The organism is Microbacterium sp. Se63.02b (assembly GCF_014171575.1).
Lineage (GTDB): Bacteria > Actinomycetota > Actinomycetes > Actinomycetales > Microbacteriaceae > Microbacterium.
Genome location: NZ_CP050453.1, coordinates 3,555,355 through 3,570,943 on the forward strand (window position 1 = coordinate 3,555,355; position 15,589 = coordinate 3,570,943).

The 15,589-nt window shown below is 70.0% G+C and carries 20 protein-coding genes and 2 pseudogenes; 8 read left to right on the top strand and 14 right to left on the bottom strand.

The window, feature by feature from the left end; all coding sequences use genetic code 11:
- Positions 1 to 4 precede the first annotated feature (4 nt).
- Positions 5 to 199 (bottom strand): hypothetical protein, encoded by a 195-nt coding sequence (locus tag G4G29_RS22825; RefSeq protein WP_244632164.1) that lies wholly within the window; start codon positions 197 to 199, stop codon positions 5 to 7.
- Positions 180 to 1,184, bottom strand: coding sequence for an SDR family oxidoreductase (locus G4G29_RS17730; protein WP_220173653.1), 1,005 nt, complete (start codon positions 1,182 to 1,184; stop codon positions 180 to 182). Before G4G29_RS17730 ends, G4G29_RS22825 begins: the two co-directional genes overlap by 20 nt.
- A gap of 162 nt (positions 1,185 to 1,346) precedes the next feature.
- Here G4G29_RS17730 and G4G29_RS17735 point away from each other — a divergent pair, with 162 nt between their 5' ends.
- Positions 1,347 to 2,420, top strand: a complete 1,074-nt coding sequence (locus G4G29_RS17735) for a nitronate monooxygenase (protein WP_183151021.1) — start codon at positions 1,347 to 1,349, stop codon at positions 2,418 to 2,420.
- Positions 2,421 to 2,475: 55 nt separating this feature from the next.
- Here the strand turns inward: G4G29_RS17735 and G4G29_RS17740 are convergent, their stop codons facing one another.
- Genes G4G29_RS17740 through G4G29_RS22835 form a run of 5 tightly spaced genes read right to left on the bottom strand, consistent with a single transcriptional unit; the run spans position 2,476 to position 5,597 of the window.
- Positions 2,476 to 3,627, bottom strand: a complete 1,152-nt coding sequence (locus tag G4G29_RS17740; protein ID WP_183151022.1) for an acetyl-CoA C-acetyltransferase — start codon at positions 3,625 to 3,627, stop codon at positions 2,476 to 2,478.
- A gap of 20 nt (positions 3,628 to 3,647) precedes the next feature.
- A complete protein-coding gene (locus G4G29_RS23650; RefSeq protein WP_274601199.1) occupies positions 3,648 to 4,067 on the bottom strand; it encodes an SDR family oxidoreductase in 420 nt (139 codons plus the stop codon).
- Positions 4,055 to 4,435, bottom strand: a complete 381-nt coding sequence (locus G4G29_RS23655) for an SDR family NAD(P)-dependent oxidoreductase (protein ID WP_274601200.1) — start codon at positions 4,433 to 4,435, stop codon at positions 4,055 to 4,057. Before G4G29_RS23655 ends, G4G29_RS23650 begins: the two co-directional genes overlap by 13 nt.
- Positions 4,432 to 5,166, bottom strand: coding sequence for an acyl-CoA dehydrogenase family protein (locus G4G29_RS22830; protein WP_244632165.1), 735 nt, complete (start codon positions 5,164 to 5,166; stop codon positions 4,432 to 4,434). The genes G4G29_RS23655 and G4G29_RS22830 overlap by 4 nt, the downstream gene beginning before the upstream one ends.
- The gene (locus tag G4G29_RS22835; protein WP_244632166.1) at positions 5,070 to 5,597 is read right to left on the bottom strand and encodes an acyl-CoA dehydrogenase family protein; all 528 of its coding nucleotides are present in this window, start codon (positions 5,595 to 5,597) and stop codon (positions 5,070 to 5,072) included. The genes G4G29_RS22830 and G4G29_RS22835 overlap by 97 nt, the downstream gene beginning before the upstream one ends.
- Positions 5,598 to 5,703: 106 nt before the next feature.
- On the opposite strand from G4G29_RS22835, the gene G4G29_RS17755 reads away from it, so the two are divergent.
- From G4G29_RS17755 to G4G29_RS20775, 5 genes and pseudogenes are all read left to right on the top strand, one after another.
- Complete coding sequence (locus tag G4G29_RS17755; RefSeq protein ID WP_183151023.1) at positions 5,704 to 6,570, top strand: enoyl-CoA hydratase; 867 nt, start codon at positions 5,704 to 5,706, stop codon at positions 6,568 to 6,570.
- Positions 6,567 to 7,526 (top strand): annotated as a pseudogene (locus tag G4G29_RS17760) (acyl-CoA dehydrogenase family protein); the annotation flags it as partial. The gene G4G29_RS17755 and the pseudogene G4G29_RS17760, both read left to right, overlap by 4 nt.
- Positions 7,527 to 7,737: 211 nt before the next feature.
- A pseudogene (locus G4G29_RS22840) lies at positions 7,738 to 7,929 on the top strand (acyl-CoA dehydrogenase family protein); the annotation flags it as partial.
- 9 nt (positions 7,930 to 7,938) lie between these two features.
- Positions 7,939 to 8,703, top strand: coding sequence for an acyl-CoA dehydrogenase family protein (locus tag G4G29_RS17765; RefSeq protein ID WP_244632618.1), 765 nt, complete (start codon positions 7,939 to 7,941; stop codon positions 8,701 to 8,703).
- A complete protein-coding gene (locus G4G29_RS20775) occupies positions 8,703 to 9,161 on the top strand; it encodes an acyl-CoA dehydrogenase family protein (protein ID WP_202045361.1) in 459 nt (152 codons plus the stop codon). The genes G4G29_RS17765 and G4G29_RS20775 overlap by 1 nt, the downstream gene beginning before the upstream one ends.
- A 672-nt stretch (positions 9,162 to 9,833) precedes the next feature.
- Here G4G29_RS20775 and G4G29_RS22845 read toward each other — a convergent pair.
- Entirely contained in the window at positions 9,834 to 10,811 is a 978-nt protein-coding gene (locus G4G29_RS22845) for an MFS transporter (protein WP_183151025.1), read from the bottom strand.
- Between the two features lie 420 nt (positions 10,812 to 11,231).
- Between G4G29_RS22845 and G4G29_RS22850 the strand changes: the two genes are divergently transcribed.
- Positions 11,232 to 11,642, top strand: coding sequence for a hypothetical protein (locus G4G29_RS22850; protein WP_244632167.1), 411 nt, complete (start codon positions 11,232 to 11,234; stop codon positions 11,640 to 11,642).
- A gap of 89 nt (positions 11,643 to 11,731) precedes the next feature.
- Positions 11,732 to 12,598 (top strand): alpha/beta hydrolase, encoded by an 867-nt coding sequence (locus G4G29_RS17785; protein WP_183151027.1) that lies wholly within the window; start codon positions 11,732 to 11,734, stop codon positions 12,596 to 12,598.
- Here the strand turns inward: G4G29_RS17785 and G4G29_RS17790 are convergent.
- The 6 genes from G4G29_RS17790 to G4G29_RS17815 all read right to left on the bottom strand — a co-directional run bounded on the left by G4G29_RS17790 (position 12,570) and on the right by G4G29_RS17815 (position 15,388).
- On the bottom strand, positions 12,570 to 13,016 hold the full coding sequence (locus tag G4G29_RS17790; RefSeq protein WP_183151028.1) for a GNAT family N-acetyltransferase: 447 nt from the start codon (positions 13,014 to 13,016) through the stop codon (positions 12,570 to 12,572). The genes G4G29_RS17785 and G4G29_RS17790 overlap by 29 nt on opposite strands.
- A 9-nt stretch (positions 13,017 to 13,025) precedes the next feature.
- Positions 13,026 to 13,283, bottom strand: coding sequence for a type II toxin-antitoxin system RelE/ParE family toxin (locus tag G4G29_RS17795; protein WP_183151029.1), 258 nt, complete (start codon positions 13,281 to 13,283; stop codon positions 13,026 to 13,028).
- Entirely contained in the window at positions 13,280 to 13,543 is a 264-nt protein-coding gene (locus tag G4G29_RS17800) for a type II toxin-antitoxin system Phd/YefM family antitoxin (RefSeq protein WP_183151030.1), read from the bottom strand. Before G4G29_RS17800 ends, G4G29_RS17795 begins: the two co-directional genes overlap by 4 nt.
- A 54-nt stretch (positions 13,544 to 13,597) precedes the next feature.
- On the bottom strand, positions 13,598 to 14,038 hold the full coding sequence (locus G4G29_RS17805) for a nuclear transport factor 2 family protein (RefSeq protein WP_183151031.1): 441 nt from the start codon (positions 14,036 to 14,038) through the stop codon (positions 13,598 to 13,600).
- The gene (locus tag G4G29_RS17810; RefSeq protein WP_202045365.1) at positions 14,035 to 14,481 is read right to left on the bottom strand and encodes a hypothetical protein; all 447 of its coding nucleotides are present in this window, start codon (positions 14,479 to 14,481) and stop codon (positions 14,035 to 14,037) included. The genes G4G29_RS17805 and G4G29_RS17810 overlap by 4 nt, the downstream gene beginning before the upstream one ends.
- A 169-nt stretch (positions 14,482 to 14,650) precedes the next feature.
- The gene (locus tag G4G29_RS17815) at positions 14,651 to 15,388 is read right to left on the bottom strand and encodes an SDR family oxidoreductase (RefSeq protein WP_183151032.1); all 738 of its coding nucleotides are present in this window, start codon (positions 15,386 to 15,388) and stop codon (positions 14,651 to 14,653) included.
- Between the last annotated feature and the right edge of the window lie 201 nt (positions 15,389 to 15,589).

Consider the following 15,589-nt stretch of genomic DNA (forward strand, 5'->3'; position numbering starts at 1 on the left):
GCGTTCAGGGTGACCTCCCCGACCGGGGCAGGGGGCCATGCACCTCGAGCGTCTGGGATCCGTGCACCGCGGCATCGCCGTATGCACCGGCCTCGGCGAGGACGTCCGGTGCCCATTGCGCGAGTGTGAGGCCGAACGACGGCAGCACGCGCAGGCGATCCTCGAACACGAGGTCGAGATCATCGGCGCGGGCCCCCACCGCGAGGGCGTAGAGGATCGCGTCTCTCTCGTCGTACCCGACGACGCGCGTTCCGAGCGATCGTCCCGCCCATTCGCCGCTGTTCATGCGCCGTACACCGCCTCGGGGTGGGCGCCCTCATCCACGAGTGCGCGGACCGCGTCGCCGATCTCGGCGGCGGCCCAGCGGCGGTCGAGTTCGCGCGCCGGCCCATGGCGCCATCCTCTTCGAGGCAGATCCGACCACCCTCGATCTCGATCACACGGCCGGTGATGTCGCAGTCGGGGCTCGCGAGCCAGGCCACGAGCGGGGAGACGTTGGCGGGGTCCATGCGGTCGAAGCCCTCGACGGGCGCGGCCATCGCGTCGGCGAAGGGCCCCTCGGTCATGCGTGTGCGGGCGGACGGGGCGATCGCGTTCACGGCGACCCCGTAGCGGCCGAGCTCCTGCGCGGCGACGAGGGTGAGCGAGGCGATGCCACCCTTGGCCGCGGAGTAGGCCGCCTGGCCGACGCTGCCCTGGAGCCCGGCGCCCGACGAGGTGTTGATGACGCGGGCGGTGGGGACCCTGCCCTCCTTGGCTTCGGCGCGCCAGTACGCGCCGGCGTGCCGGAGCGGGGCGAAGTGTCCTTTGAGGTGCACGCGGATCACCGAGTCCCATTCGTCTTCGTCGGCGTTGACGAGCATCCGGTCGCGCACGAAGCCCGCGTTGTTGACGAGGATGTCCAGGCGCCCGAACGTGGAGATCGCCTGCGCGATGAGCTCGCCCGCCTCCAGGAAGTCGGCGATGTCGGCACCGTTGGCGACGGCTTCGCCGCCCTCGGCGCGGATCGTGTCGACGACGTCCTGAGCGGGGCCGACCGAGTTCCCCGCTCCGTCGAGCGCCGTGCCCAGGTCGTTCACGACGACCCTGGCGCCCTGCCTGGCGAGTTCGAGCGCGTGCTCACGGCCGAGACCGCGTCCGGCACCGGTCACGATCGCGACCCGTCCATCGAGAATTCCTGCCATGTCCGACTCTCCTTCGAGACCGCGCCGGTGTGTGCGACCGACGGAACACCCCCACCCTAGCAACCAAGCAAACGCTAGGGCAAGTGCGGTAGGCTGCATGCACACGGTCGACGAGCGGCACGGACGCGCGACACGATGCACGACACAGAGAGGTGTTCCGACATGACCACTCCCCCTATGCTCTCGACGGCGCTCACGCGTCTGACCGGCGTCGACCACCCCGTCGTGCAGACGGGCATGGGCTGGGTGGCCGGCGCCCGCCTGGTCTCGGCGACGGCAGAGGCCGGCGGCCTCGGCATCCTCGCCTCGGCCACCATGGACACCGCCGAGCTCGAGCGGCAGATCATCGAGGTCAAGGAGCGCACAGACCGACCTTTCGGCGTGAACCTCCGCGCGGATGCCGGCGACGCCGAGCAGCGTGTCGACATCATGATCCGTCACGGCGTGAAGGTGGCCAGCTTCGCCCTCGCCCCTCGACGCGAGCTGATCGAGAAGCTCAAGGAGCACGGCGTCGTCGTGATCCCCTCGATCGGAGCAGTGCGTCACGCCGAGAAGGTCGCCGCCTGGGGTGCGGATGCGGTCATGGTCCAGGGCGGCGAGGGCGGCGGGCACACGGGCGCCGTCCCCACGTCGATCCTGGTCCCCTCCGTCATCGCGGCCGTCGACATCCCGGTGATCGCCGCCGGCGGCTTCCATGACGGGCGCGGGCTCGCCGCGGCCCTGGCGTTCGGTGCCGCGGGCGTCGGAATGGGCACGAGGTTCCTGCTCACGCGCGACAGCGCCGTGCCCGACGCCATCAAGCAGCGCTACCTGGGCTTCGGGCTCGACGGCACGGTCGTCACCACGAAGGCCGACGGGATGCCGCACCGCCTGCTGCGGACGGAGTACATCGAGGGTCTGGAGCGGCGGGCCGGCATCCGGCAGCTGCTTCCGACGCTGCGCCGCTCGCTCGAGTTCAAGCGCATGTCGGGGATGAGCTGGCGCGACCTCGCCGCAGACGCCGCCTCGATGAAGAAGGCCACCGGCCGCTCGTGGTCGCAGATGACTCTCGCCGCGAACACACCCATGCTGCTGAAAGCGGGCCTCGTCGACGGCGACACCCGCGCCGGGATGCTCGCGGCTGGACAGGTGGTGGGCCTGATCGACGACCTTCCCAGCTGCGAGGAGCTCGTCGACCGCATCGTGCGCGACGCCGTCGTGCACGTGCGCGCCGCAGCATCCTGCATCATCGACTGAGGTATCGGCGTCGAGACACCGGGACCCCGCCGTCCGCGACGGGGTCCACGAGCCGTCAGAGGCGTTCGATGATCGTGACGTTCGCGAGTCCGCCGCCCTCGCACATGGTCTGCAGGCCGTAACGACCGCCGGTGCGCTCGAGTTCGTTGAGCATCGTGGTCATGAGCCGCGTGCCGGTCGCGCCGATCGGATGCCCGAGCGCGATGCCGCCGCCGTTGACGTTGACCTTCTCCCGCGGCACCCCGGTCTCCTTCATCCAGGCGAGCACGACCGACGCGAAGGCCTCGTTCACCTCGAACAGGTCGATGTCGTCGAGGTTCATGCCCGCACGCTCGAGGGCGTACCTCGTGGCGGGGATCGGCGCCGTCAGCATGAACACGGGGCTGTCTCCGCGCACCGACATGTGGTGGATGCGGGCGCGCGGGGTGAGCCCGTGGTCTGCGACGGCCTGTGCGCTCGCGACGAGCACCGCGCTGGAGGCGTCGCTGATCTGCGAGGCGACCGCCGCGGTCAGCCGTCCGCCCGGGGTGAGGGTCTGCAGGCCGGCCATCCGCTCCAACGAAGTGTCCCGCCGCACGCCCTCATCGTGGTCGAGTCCGTTCAGCGGCGCGATCTGGCTCGTGAAGCGGCCCTCGTCCTGTGCGGTCGCAGCGCGCTGGTGGCTCTCCAGCGCGAACTGCTCCATCTCCTCCCGGGTGATGTCCCACTTCTCGGCGATCATCTCGGCGCCGACGAACTGCGAGATCTCCTGGTCGGGGTATCGCTCCTGCCATCCGGGGGACTCGGCGAACGGCGTGGTGAAGCCGTAGGCCTCGCCGGCGACCATGGCCGACGAGATCGGCAGTCGCGACATGTTCTGCAACCCGCCGGCGATCACGAGGTCGTTGGTGCCGCTCATCACGGCCTGCGCCGCGAAGTGCACGGCCTGCTGGCTCGATCCGCACTGGCGATCGATCGTGACACCGGGCACGTGCTCGGGGAATCCGGCGACCAGCACGGCCGAGCGGCCGACGTTGCCCGCCTGGCCGCCGATCGTGTCGGTCGCACCGATGATGACGTCGTCGAGCGCCGCCGGATCGATGCCGGTGCGTTCGACCAGCGCCTTCAGGCTGTGCGCGCCGAGGTCGGCCGGGTGGATGCCCGAGAGCGAGCCGCCGCGCTTGCCGACGGGCGAGCGGACGGCGTCGACGATGTATGCCTCTGCCATGTTCTTCCTTCTTCCTGATCTCACGCGTGCTGACTGCTGACGGCGACGACCTCGCCGGTCATATAAGAGGAGTATGCGCTGGCGAGGAACACCATGACGTTGGCGACCTCCCAGGGTTCCGCCGCACGACCGAAGGCCTCTCGGGCCTTGAGCTGCTCGAGCAGTTCGGGCGTCGTGACCTTCTCGAGGAACGGATGCATCGCCAGACTCGGCGAGACCGCGTTGACGCGGATGCCGTGCGGGGCGAGATCCATCGCCGCGCTGCGGGTGAGCGCCATCACGCCCGCTTTGGCCGCGGCGTAGTGGGCCTGTTCGGCCTGGGCGCGCCAGCCGACGACCGAGGCGTTGTTCACGATCACGCCCGCGGTGCCCGCAGCGACCATGCGACGCCCGACGGCGCGGATGCAGCGGAAGGTGCCGGTCAGCGTCACGTCGAGCACGATCCCCACTGCTCGTCCGTCATGTCGAGGATCGAGACGGAGCCGCCGAGGCCGGCGTTGTTGATCATCACATCGATCGGGCCGCCGTCTTCGGCCAGATCGAGGAACGCGGTGATCTGCTCCTCGACCGTCACGTCGCACACGGCGGTGCGCACCCGGTCGGCGCCGAAGCGCGCGCCCAGCTCCTGCTGCGTCTGCTCCAGACGACCGGCATGCGTGTCGCCGAGCACGACCAGTGCGGCACCCTCCTCCAGACAGCGGACAGCGGCGGCCTGCCCGATTCCCGCTCCGGCGGCCGCGGTGATGACGACGCGCTTTCCGGTCAGGAGGCCGTGGCCGGGGACGTACTCGGGGGTGGTGGAGCTCATGGACGGGCCTCTCGGGGTAGGCCGAGCACACGCTCGGCGATGACGTTGCGCTGGATCTCGTCCGAGCCGCCGTAGATGGTGTCGGCTCGGCTGAACAGGAACAGGGTCTGCAGGTCGTCGAGCGCGTAGTCCGGCCCGACGAGGAGCGATGCGGGGCCGGAGACGTCCATCGCGAGTTCGCCGAGCGAGCGATGCCAGTTCGACCACAGCAGCTTCGTCACCGAGGCGCCGTCACCCTGCTCGCCGCCGAGCGTGCGCAGCGCGTGCTGACGGATCACCTCGAGCTCCATACGCGCCCGCACCAGCCGGTCGCGGAGCACGGCGTCGTCGATCGCTCCGGTGCGCGTGGCCGTGTCGATCACGGCATCCAGCTCCCGTCGGAACGCGATCTGCTGGGCGAGGGTCGACACTCCGCGCTCGAACCCGAGCGTCGCCATGGCGACCTTGAAGCCGTTCCCCTCGCCGCCGACGACCAGATCGGCGTCGGTGCGGGCGTCGTCGAAGAACACCTCGTTGAACTCGCTGGTCGCCGTGAGCTGCAGGATCGGCCGCACCTCGACGCCGGGCTGGGCCATCGGCACGAGCAGGTACGACAGTCCGTGATGACGGGTGGATCCCGGCTCGGTGCGGGCGATCACGAAGCACCAGTCCGCGTGCTGGGCGAGAGAGGTCCACACCTTCTGCCCCGAGATCGACCACTCGTCGCCGACGCGGTGCGCCTTGGTCGACACGGCGGCGAGGTCGGAGCCCGCCCCGGCTCGGAGTAGCCCTGGCACCAGAGCTCTTCGACGGCGACGATGCCGGGGAGGAAGCGGGCTCTCTGCTCGGGGGTGCCGTGGGCGATGAGGGTCGGACCCAGAAGCTCTTCGCCGAGGTGGTTCACCCTGGCCGGAGCATCCGCCCTGGCGTATTCCTCATGGAAGATGACCTGCTGGGCGATGCTGAGTCCGCGACCCCCGTGCTCGACGGGCCAGGCCACGCAGGTCCATCCGGCGGCAGCCATGTGACGGTTCCACTCCAGCCGCGCCTCGAAGTCCTCGTGCTCGCGTCCGGAGCCCCCGCGTCCCCGCAGCGCGGCGAAGCGTCCGGCGAGGTTCTCCTCCAGCCAGCCGCGGATCTCGGCGCGGAAGCGTTCATCCGCGTCGTGCTGCGTCGCGTCCATCTGTGCTCCTCATCGAGTCGTGGTCTTCGGCATGCCGTTCACGTATAGTATCAAGGAAACCAAGCGATTGTTTGGTTTGATGCTGGAGTTCAGAGAGGAACCCGTCATGCCCGTCGAATCCGCCGATGCCGTGGTGACCTACGAAGTGCGCGGGTCGACCGCGATCGTGAGGTTGAACCGCCCCCAGTATCGCAACGCCCAGAACTCGAAGGTCACCTACGCGCTCGACGCGGCCTTCACCAGGGCGGTCGACGACGACACGGTCAAGGTCATCGTGCTCGGCGGCAACGGGAAGCACTTCTGCGCCGGCCACGACATCGGAACCCCCGAACGCGACATCGACGAGAGCTTCGAGCGCAAGGCCGTGATCTGGTGGGACCATGTCGGTGCGCACGGCGTCGACTCCCGGTTCGCCCGCGAGTCCGAGGTGTACCTCGGGATGTGCCGCCGCTGGCGCGAGATCCCCAAACCCGTGATCGCGATGGTGCAGGGCGCCTGCATCGCCGGCGGACTCATGCTCGCCTGGTCGTGCGACTTCATCGTCGCGTCCGACGACGCCTTCTTCCAGGATCCGGTCGTGACGATGGGGATCCCCGGCGTCGAGTTCTTCGCGCATCCCTGGGTGACCAACCCCCGCGCGGCCAAGGAGATGCTCTACACCGGAGACCGGATGCCCGCCGCCCGCGCGCACGAGCTGGGCATGGTGAATCACGTGGTGCCCCTCGACGAGCTGGAGCAGCGGACCCTCGAACTCGCCGACCGCATCGGCCGGATGCCGCGCCTCGGACTCGCCCTCGCCAAGAAGGCCGTCAACCAGGCCGAAGACCTCCAGGGCATGCGGGCCGGCATGGACTCGGTGTTCGGCCTGCACCACGCCGCGCACGCCCACAACGCCGAAGTGGGCGCCGACTCGCTCGCCGGAGTCGATGTGAAGTCCATCAAGGCCGCCACAGAGCAGGGAGCGAAGGGATGAACCTCGACCTCACCCCCGAGCAGGAGGCGTTCGCCGCCGAGGCACGCACCTGGCTCGCGCAGCACGTCCCGGCCACACCGCTGCCCTCGATGGACACCGAGGCGGGATTCGCCGCCCACCGCGAATGGGAGGCGACGCTCGCGGCCGGCCGGTGGTCGGTCGTCTCCTGGCCCGAGCAGTACGGCGGGCGCGACGTCGGCATCACCGAGTGGGTGCTGTTCGAGGAGGAGTACTACCGCGCCGGCGCGCCGACCCGCGTCGCACAGAACGGCATCTCGCTGCTCGCGCCCATCCTGTTCGAGCACGGCACCCCGCAGCAGCACGAACGGTTCCTCGGCCCCATGACCGACGGCTCGCTGATCTGGGCGCAGGCCTGGTCGGAGCCGGGTGCCGGCAGCGATCTGGCCGCGATCCGCAGCACCGCGCGCCGTGACGACGCCCGCGGCGGATGGGTGCTCAACGGTCAGAAGATCTGGAGCTCCCGAGCCGTCTGGGCCGACCGCGGCTTCGGGCTGTTCCGCTCCGACCCCGAGGCACAGCGGCACCACGGGCTCACGTACTTCCTGTTCCCGATGGATGCCGACGGCATCACGGTGCGGGCGATCGCCCAGCTCGACGGCACCACGGGGTTCGCCGAGATCTTCTTCGACGACGTGTTCGTCCCCGATGACGACGTGCTCGGCGCCCCGGGTGACGGCTGGCGCGTGGCCATGAGCACCGCCGGGAACGAGCGTGGACTCTCGCTCCGCGCTCCCGGGCGCTTCCTCGCCGCGACGGATCGGCTGATAGCTCTGCAGTCGGGGTCTGGCCGAGACAGCGAGAACACCGCGGTCGTCGACGCCTGGATCGGTGCGGAGGCCTACCGGCTCTTCACCTGGCAGACGGTCAGCACCCTCCTCGAAGGCGGATCGGTCGGCGCCGAAGGCAGTGTCAACAAGGTGTTCTGGTCGGAGCTCGACGTGCACATCCAGGAGACGGCGCTGCGCATCCTCGGCCCCGAGGGCGAACTGCGCGGGGCCACCGCCGTCGACGGGGGCCGCTGGGTCGACGACTACCAGTTCTCCTCGCCGGCCCCATCTACGCGGGGACGAACGAGGGAGTCCAGCGCAACATCATCGCGGAGCGGATACTCGGTCTCCCCCGCGGCGGAGACGGAAGGCGTGCATGATGCGGTTCCTGCCCACGGAAGAACAGGTCGCCTTCGCGGAGGCGATCGACGAGATCGTCGAAGGGTCGGGCGGAGCGGACATCGCGCGCAGCTGGGCCGACGGCGACACCGCGCCGGGGCTCGCCCTCTGGGAGCAGTTCGCCGAGCTCGGCCTGCTCGGACTGCGTGTGAGCGAGGGGGCAGGCGGCTTCGGGGGCACGGTGAGCGATCTCGTCGTGGTGTTCGAGCGCCTCGGCTACCACGGCGTGCCCGGCCCCTACCTCGAGACGGTCGCCCTGCTGCCCGGACTCGTCGACGATGACACCCGCGGCGAACTCGCCGCCGGTCTGATCGCCACCGCTGCGGTCGACGAGGTTGCCCCTGCGGCCCTCGATGCGGCTCTCGCGAGCAGACGCTACCTCGTGCGAGACGGAGCCCTGCATCGGGGCGACCTCGCCGATGAGCTGACCTCGGTCGCGCCCACCCGGCGCCTCGCGCGCCTGATCCCGAGCGGCGACGCGACGCCCCTCGAACCCGGCGCGCTGGACGCGGCGTTGAACGAGGCCGCGCTCGCTGCGGCGGCCACGCTCGTCGGTGCCGGGGAGCGGATGCTGGCGGAAGCAGTGTCGTACGCGAAGGTGCGCGAGCAGTTCGGCCGCCCGATCGGGGAGTTCCAGTCGCTCAAGCACCAGCTCGCCGATGTGCGCATCGCCCTGAGCTTCGCGCGCCCGCTCGTCTGGAATGCCGCCCTGCGCGTCGATGAGCCCGACGAGGACCGTGCGATCTCCGCAGCGAAGGTCGCTGCAGGCGACGCCGCCCTGCTGGCCGCCCGTGTGTCGCTCCAGGTGCACGGCGCGATCGGCTACACCGCCGAGCACGCTCTCCGCATCTGGCTCGGCCTCGCGCCCGCGCTGGCTGCGGCCTGGGGCACGCCCGACTTCCACCGGGCGCGGATCGCCCGCGACATCCTCACGAAGGAGCGGTGATGTCATTCGACCCCGATGAGGACCAGCGGGAGCTCGTCGCGCTCGTGCGCGGAGTCCTGGACCAGCGCGCCGACAGCGCGGCGACGCGTCGCGCACTCGACACCGACGAGCGTTTCGACGTCGACCTGTGGCGCCTGCTGTGCGAAGAGATCGGGATCGCCGGCATGGCCATCCCCGAGGAGTTCGGCGGCGCCGGATTCACTCTGCGCGAGGCACAGCTGGTGCTCGAGGAGATCGGCGCCTCCCTCGCCCCCTCCCCATACCTCGGCTCCGTCGCCATCGCCGCGCAGGCGATCCTCGCGAGCGGTGACGCCGAGGCTTCCGCGCGACTGCTGCCCGGCATCGCGGAGGGATCGTCTTCGGCCGCCTTGGCCTGGGCGGCCCCGACGGGCGCTTCGCCCCTGAGCGGATGGGCGTGCGCGCCGAGAACCACGACGGCTGGACCCTCACCGGGATGAGCGGCTTCGTGCTCGACGGCGCCTCCGCCGACGTGCTGCTCGTGATCGCCCCCTCGCCCGAGGGCCCTCGCCTGTTCGAGGTGCAGGACGTGTCCGCCGTGCGCCGCGAGGACACCGCGACCATGGATCAGACCCTCCGCCTGACGACTGTGCACTTCGACGCGGTGCCGGCTCGTCCGCTCGGGGCCGCCGATCCGACCGTGCTGGAGACCGTGCGTGCGCTCGCCCTCGCCGCGGTCAGCGCGGTGCAGGCGGGAACGGCCGCCCGAGCCCTCGACGAGACCGTGGCATATGCGAAGCAGCGCGTGCAGTTCGGGCGCACGATCGGCTCGTTCCAGGCCGTCAAGCATCGCCTGGCCGACATGCACGTGCGGGTCGAGGTGGCCCGGACCGCCTCGCGCGCCGCGTCCGACGCCCTCGCCTCGGGCGCCCGCGACCGCCTCGAACTGGCCGCGACCGCGAAGGCCACCTGCTCCGAGGCGCTGGAGCACGTGGCGGCCGAGATGATCCAGCTGCACGGCGGCATCGCCATCATGGGAGCACGACGCGCACCTGATCTTCAAGCGCGCGCATGCCCTGGGGCAGCTCTTCGGCACCGCCGGGGAAGAGCGCGAGCGCGCGGCGGACTGGGCTCTCTGACGAACTCCGCGTCGAGTCCTTCTGCACACACGGTCACTCATCACGCATCCTTCGATCCTCGCGCATCCGACTGCGGCGTTCCGTCGCGTACGGGGACAGCGCCACGACGAGCCCGACGATCGCGGCCACCAGGGCACCGACGAATGCCGCCCGGTGACCGAACGTCATGGCGAGCAGCCCTCCGCCCACCCCCGCCGTCAGGATCCCGAGGTCCCAGAACGAGGTCATACCGGCGACCGCCGTACCGGCGGCATGGCGCGGAGAGCGCGAGATCGCGACACTCACGGCAGCGGGGAACGCCAGGCTGCACCCGCCGCCGACCAGCGCGACACCGATGAGCGCGCCCGCCGCGCTGTCCGTCCCGACGATCACCACGAATCCCAGCGCCTCGACGATCAGACTCGCGGCGGCGACGGTGCGTCCGCCGACCCGGTCGACCACTCGACTCCCTGCTATCCGGATGAGCAGGAACGTGCCCGCGAAGATCGGCAAACCGAGGACGCTCCCACCAGGACCGCTGTCGAGATAGAGCACCAGCACGGCGGAGAGAGTGCCGTACCCGTAGGCGGCGAGCCCGAACATCAACGACGGCGCCGCCGCGCCTCGGACCCGCAGGGTGCGGAGCCGGAGCGGGGGCAGCCGCACAGGGCCAGAGGACGGACAACCGAGCACGAACCCCAGGCTCCCCGTGCCGAGGGCCGCGAGAAGGAGCCAGGCGGCCCTCTCACCGGCGAGGTTCGCCACGCTCGCCACCAGCGGTCCCAGGGCGAGACCCGACCACATCGAGAGGCCGAACAGGCCCGAGGCGCTGCCCCGCCGGTGAGGAGGAAACTGTCGCCAGACCCACGGCAGTGCGCCGGAGAAGACGGCAGCTTCGCCGGCCCCCATCACCACCCTGGATACGAGCACCTGCCACTCTGCACCCGCGAGAGCTTGACCGGTGATTCCCACAAGCGTGAACGTCGCGCCGAGGACGACGACGTGCTTTCCGGCGCCCCGTCGGCGGCCCACCCCGCGATCGGCCGACAGACTGCGGTCGCGGCGAAGGCGATGCCCACGGCGAGACCGGTGAACGCCGCATCCGAGTGGAATCGGAGCGCCAGCGAGAGCGGAAGCAGCTGCAGAGTGCCGCCGAACGCCAGATATGCGAGGAAGACCGCCGCCCACAGGCGACGAACCGGTGGCGCCTTCCTAAGATGAGACCGATCGGTCATCAGGCGACACGCCGAGGAGAGGAGCAGTCGTGCCCGTACCCAAAGGCGCCCGCATCGACCCCGCGGAGACGCAAACGAGGTTGCTGGACAGCGCCGAGCGGCTCTTCGCCGATCGCGCCATGCATTCCGTCGGCGTCAACGAGATCGCTGCCGAGGCCGGAGCGTCGAAGCTCAGCCTGTACCGCTACTTCCCCTCAAGGCTGAACTCGCCGCGCGAGTGGTCGCCCGACGCAGCGACCACATCCACGAGTGGCTCCGCCGGGAGACCGCGGACGCCGAGCCGGGACCGGGTCGGGTTCTCGCGATCTTCGACCTGCTCATCGACTGGTTCTCGCAGCCCCGCTACCGCGGATGCGCCGTGCTCAACACGGTCACCGACCTGCGCGGCGACGATGAGCCACAGGTGCGCGCGACTGCGCGCTCCCACCTCGACAGCTACCGTGACCTGCTCCGCACTCGCATCCTGGATGCCGGAGTCACGGATCTGCCGCGCGCTGACAGCCTCGCCCGACAGCTGCTCCTCCTCATCGAGGGAGCGACGGCCGTGAGCGTGGTGGACGGCGAAGCCTCGTCCGCCGGCTCGGACGCGCGGAAGGCTGCCGAGATCCTGCTCAGCATGGCGCTCTGACGCGCACATCCCTGAAGATGCGAAGGACACCGTTCTGTATGCTCGCATCATTAGATGATACTGATCGGTTTTATCCGAGGAGCTGCGCGATGGACTATCTGATCACCGATCCTGAACCGGGCGACGGCACACCGGCCACCACACGGCACGTCGCGTTGCGCAGCTCTGGCCACGAACTTCACGGTGTGCTGCACCTTCCCGCGGGGCCCGGACCGCACGCGGTCTTGCTTCTGCTGCACGGCTTCCCCGGGTGGGAACGCAACTTCGACATCGCCCATGCGCTCCGCCGGGCAGGCGTGGCGTCGTTGGTCTTCCACTACCGCGGGTGCTGGGGCATGCCCGGCGACTGGTCGTGGGCGAACGCGCTCGCCGACACGGAGGCGGTCCTGGACGCCCTCCTGCGCGGCGACCACCCGCAGATGCCCGAGCTGGATCCGCTCCGTGTCGGCGTCGCCGGGCACAGCCTCGGCGGGTTCCTCGCCCTCTACACCGCATCCACCCGCCCGGACGTGCGTGCGACCGTGTCGATCTCAGGCTTCGATTTCGGCGCCGTCGCGGCGGCCGTCGATGCCGACCCCGCACTCCTCGACGTCTATACAGAGGCCTTCGCCTCCGAGACACCGGTCCTGTCGAACACCGACGGCCGCCGACTCGCTCACGAGATGCGCGACGCCGGCCAGGAGTGGTCACTGCGCGCGTTGGCTGATCGCTTCACCGACCGGGACGTGCTCCTCATCGGCACCAGTCGCGACGAGGTCACACCGTCCTCCCTCCACCACGATCCCCTCGTCGCGGCGTTCGACGAGGCGCAGAGCCGGCTTCGTCACACGGTCTTCCCTTCGGACCACTCCCTGGCAGATCACCGCGTCCGGCTCTCGATCGAGGTGGTCGACTTCGCGCGCGCACGTCTCTCTCGGCCCGTCTCCCTCACGCTCGGGTGCGAGAGTAGCGGCTGATCCACAGGCCGGGAGTCGCTTCGACATCCGACTGGTGCAGGAAGCCGAGGGACTCGTACAACGAGCGTGCGGGAAGGTTCTCTCGCGCGGTCGCCACGACCGTCCGGGGGGCGAGCGCCATGACCTCGATCACCAGTGCTCTGCCGAGTCCTCGTCGATGATAGGCGGGATGGATCATGAGACGGTCGAGGTCGACGATGTCGTGCTCGACCGCATACCCGACGGCCCCGGAGATCAGGCCCCCGTCCCAGGAGGCGATCCACTTCAGACCCGATGACAGCAGATCCCCCTCCGTCTCGTGGAGCGGCGGAATGCGGTCGTCACCGATCCGCGCCGCCTCGACGGCATATGCCTTGTGCTGGAGGTCGAGGAGCTGCGGGGCGTGAAGGCGGAGCTGATCCGCGGTCAACCTCTGCATTCGCGCGGCTCAGCGCTCGTACACGTCGCGACGGTGCCCGGCATGCACGACGACGACGGTGAGCACGCGATCCTCGATGCGGTACAGCACGCGGTAGTCACCCGTTCGAACCCGCCACTCCGGTCGCGCCGTCAGCTTCTTGGCGGCCGGAGGTCGCGGATCGTCGGCGAGCAGCTCGATCACGGCTTCGATCCGCCGCTTCCCCTCGGGTGGGAGCTTGCGGATCGTGCGGACGGCGACGGGGAGGATCCGGACCGCGTAGGTCACGGAATCAGACCGAGGTCGCGCTTGACCTCGTCCCAGGGGACAGGGGTCTCCCCGAGGCGTTCGGTCTCTTCCCACGCGTCATCGACCGCCCGGATGTCGGCGAGCTCCTCGGCGTCCTCCAGCAGCCGCTCGAGGAACGAGGCATCGACGACCGCAGCGACCGCGAGGTTGCGGCGTGTGAGGTAGACGGGCTCGGTCCTCGCCTCGTCGATGATCGACGCGAGGCGTCCGCGGGCATGGGTGATGGCGACCTGGCTCATGTACGCCATCATAGCCGGTAACGTACGTATTGCGCGATAATGTTCGGCACCCGGTCAGCGCCGCAGCGGTGTGGTCTCGGTCCAGTCGGTGTACTTGCGGCGTTCCCGGAAGAGCCAGTCCGTGCCGACGCGTTCGAGCGTGTCGTCGTAGCGATCGGCGAGCGTGAACCGCACCCGACACTCCGAGGTCTCGCTGATGTGATGCGCCATGCAGGAGGTGTGCGCCCGTGCCGTGTCGCCGTCGATCTCGATGTCGCTCGGGGAGAGCACATGGCTGGTGGCCACGAACGCGGCGAGCGCGTCGAACGCCGCGATCAGCTGCGCACGCCCCTGGGGCGACTCGGAGGGCTCGACGGCGCGCGGTCGGAACATCAGCATCCGCCCGTCGACCGTGAACAGGTCGGCCATGTCGGCGGAGCGCCGCTGGTCGGCATGGCGCCCGTACCGGGAGATCGTTCGCGTGATCGCGACCCAGTCGTCGAAGCCCTCGTTCACGATGTGCCCTCGGCGCGCTGCCGGTGCAGCGGTGTCGCGGCATCCGGCGACCAGGAGGTACGACGACGGTCCGGCTCCACCGCGACGAGCGGTTCGACCCGGCGCAGGGTCTCCCGACTGCGCCGGGCGAGGTCCTGATAGATCCGCACCCCGTTGCGCTTCCACGCCAGCGCCTGCTCATCGAGGGCCCCGACCACTCTCGCCGGGGCCCCGAGCACCTTCGACCCTGGAGGGACCACCGTCCCCGCCGTCACGACCGCGCCGGCGCCGACCAGGGAGTCCGCGCCGATCTCCGCACCGTCGAGCACCGTCGAGCCGATGCCGATCAGGGCGAACGACCCGATGCGGCACCCGTGCAGCACGACCCCGTGTCCGACGTGACTGTTCGGCTCGAGCACCGCGTCGGCTCCGGGAAACGCGTGGACGACGCACGAGTCCTGCACGTTCGATCCCTCCCCACGACGATCCGGCCGAAGTCGCCGCGGAGGCTGGCGAACGGGCCGATGTAGCACCCGGGGCCGATGATGACGTCTCCGATCAGGCTCGCGGTCTCATGCACGAACGCGGTCGGATCGACCACGGGCACGACGCCGTCGAAGGCGTAGCTCGGCATCAGGCGACCTGCCCGCCGTCGATGATGAAGTCCTGGCCGGTGCAGTAGCTGCTGGCAGAGCTGGCGAGGTAGGCCACGAGGTTCGAGATCTCCTCGGGGCGTCCGGCGCGCGGGATGGGGATGCGGGAGATGAAGCCGACGCCCGCCCTGGCGTCTTCGCTGATCATGGGCGTGTCCACCGCCCCTGGGCACACCGTGTTCACGCGGATGCCCGTGCCGGCGAACTCGCGGGCGAGCCCCCGGGACACACCCCGCAGGCCCCATTTCGACGCGGAGTAGGGAACGCGGTTCGCGTACCCGGCGACACCGGCGGTGGAGGCGATGTTCACGATCGACGCGCCATCCCCCATGAGGGGCAGCATCGCCTGAACCCCCAGCATCGGTCCGATGAGGTTCACGTCGAGCGTGAGGCGGATGACGCGCTCCGTCGTCTCGGCCAAGGGCCCCTCCGGGCAGAATCCGGCATTGTTGACGAGCACGTCGACGTGGCCGAACTTCTCCTTCGCCGCCGCAGCCACCTGCGCCCAGGCCTCGGCAGACGACACGTCGTGCGCGAGTCCGATGGCGCGGTCGCCGAACTCCGCGGCGACGTCGACGACCGCGGCCCCGTCGAGATCGGTGAGCACGAGGCTCGCGCCGAGTGCGTGGAAAGGGCGGCGTGAGCGGCCCTGACCGCCGGCTGCTCCGGTGATCACGGCGACCCGGCCGGTGAGGTCGATGAGGGGCGTTGCATTCATGAGTGTCCTCCGGGATAGTTATCGAACAAGCGCTAGTTTGAGATGGGAGTGAGGATGCCACGGCTCCACCACATCGGCATCACGGTGAGCGACACGGCCGCGGCGACCGCGTTCTACCTGGCGGCGACCGACGGCGAGGTCATCGGTCCCCTGTCGAAGAGCGGTCCCGCGGTCGACGCCGCCACCGGATATCCCGGAGTC

What these genes read in the sequence shown, in the direction of transcription:
- G4G29_RS20775 (WP_202045361.1), top strand. Translation starts at nt 8,703, where the DNA reads ATGTCATTCGACCCCGATGAGGACCAGCGGGAGCTCGTCGCGCTCGTG.
- G4G29_RS17785 (WP_183151027.1), top strand. Translation starts at nt 11,732, where the DNA reads ATGGACTATCTGATCACCGATCCTGAACCGGGCGACGGCACACCGGCC.
- G4G29_RS23655 (WP_274601200.1), bottom strand. Translation starts at nt 4,435, where the DNA reads ATGAGCTCCACCACCCCCGAGTACGTCCCCGGCCACGGCCTCCTGACC.
- G4G29_RS17735 (WP_183151021.1), top strand. Translation starts at nt 1,347, where the DNA reads ATGACCACTCCCCCTATGCTCTCGACGGCGCTCACGCGTCTGACCGGC.
- G4G29_RS17730 (WP_220173653.1), bottom strand. Translation starts at nt 1,184, where the DNA reads ATGGCAGGAATTCTCGATGGACGGGTCGCGATCGTGACCGGTGCCGGA.
- G4G29_RS22835 (WP_244632166.1), bottom strand. Translation starts at nt 5,597, where the DNA reads ATGGACGCGACGCAGCACGACGCGGATGAACGCTTCCGCGCCGAGATC.
- G4G29_RS17815 (WP_183151032.1), bottom strand. Translation starts at nt 15,388, where the DNA reads ATGAATGCAACGCCCCTCATCGACCTCACCGGCCGGGTCGCCGTGATC.
- G4G29_RS17800 (WP_183151030.1), bottom strand. Translation starts at nt 13,543, where the DNA reads ATGAGCCAGGTCGCCATCACCCATGCCCGCGGACGCCTCGCGTCGATC.
- G4G29_RS17740 (WP_183151022.1), bottom strand. Translation starts at nt 3,627, where the DNA reads ATGGCAGAGGCATACATCGTCGACGCCGTCCGCTCGCCCGTCGGCAAG.
- G4G29_RS17755 (WP_183151023.1), top strand. Translation starts at nt 5,704, where the DNA reads ATGCCCGTCGAATCCGCCGATGCCGTGGTGACCTACGAAGTGCGCGGG.
- G4G29_RS17790 (WP_183151028.1), bottom strand. Translation starts at nt 13,016, where the DNA reads ATGCAGAGGTTGACCGCGGATCAGCTCCGCCTTCACGCCCCGCAGCTC.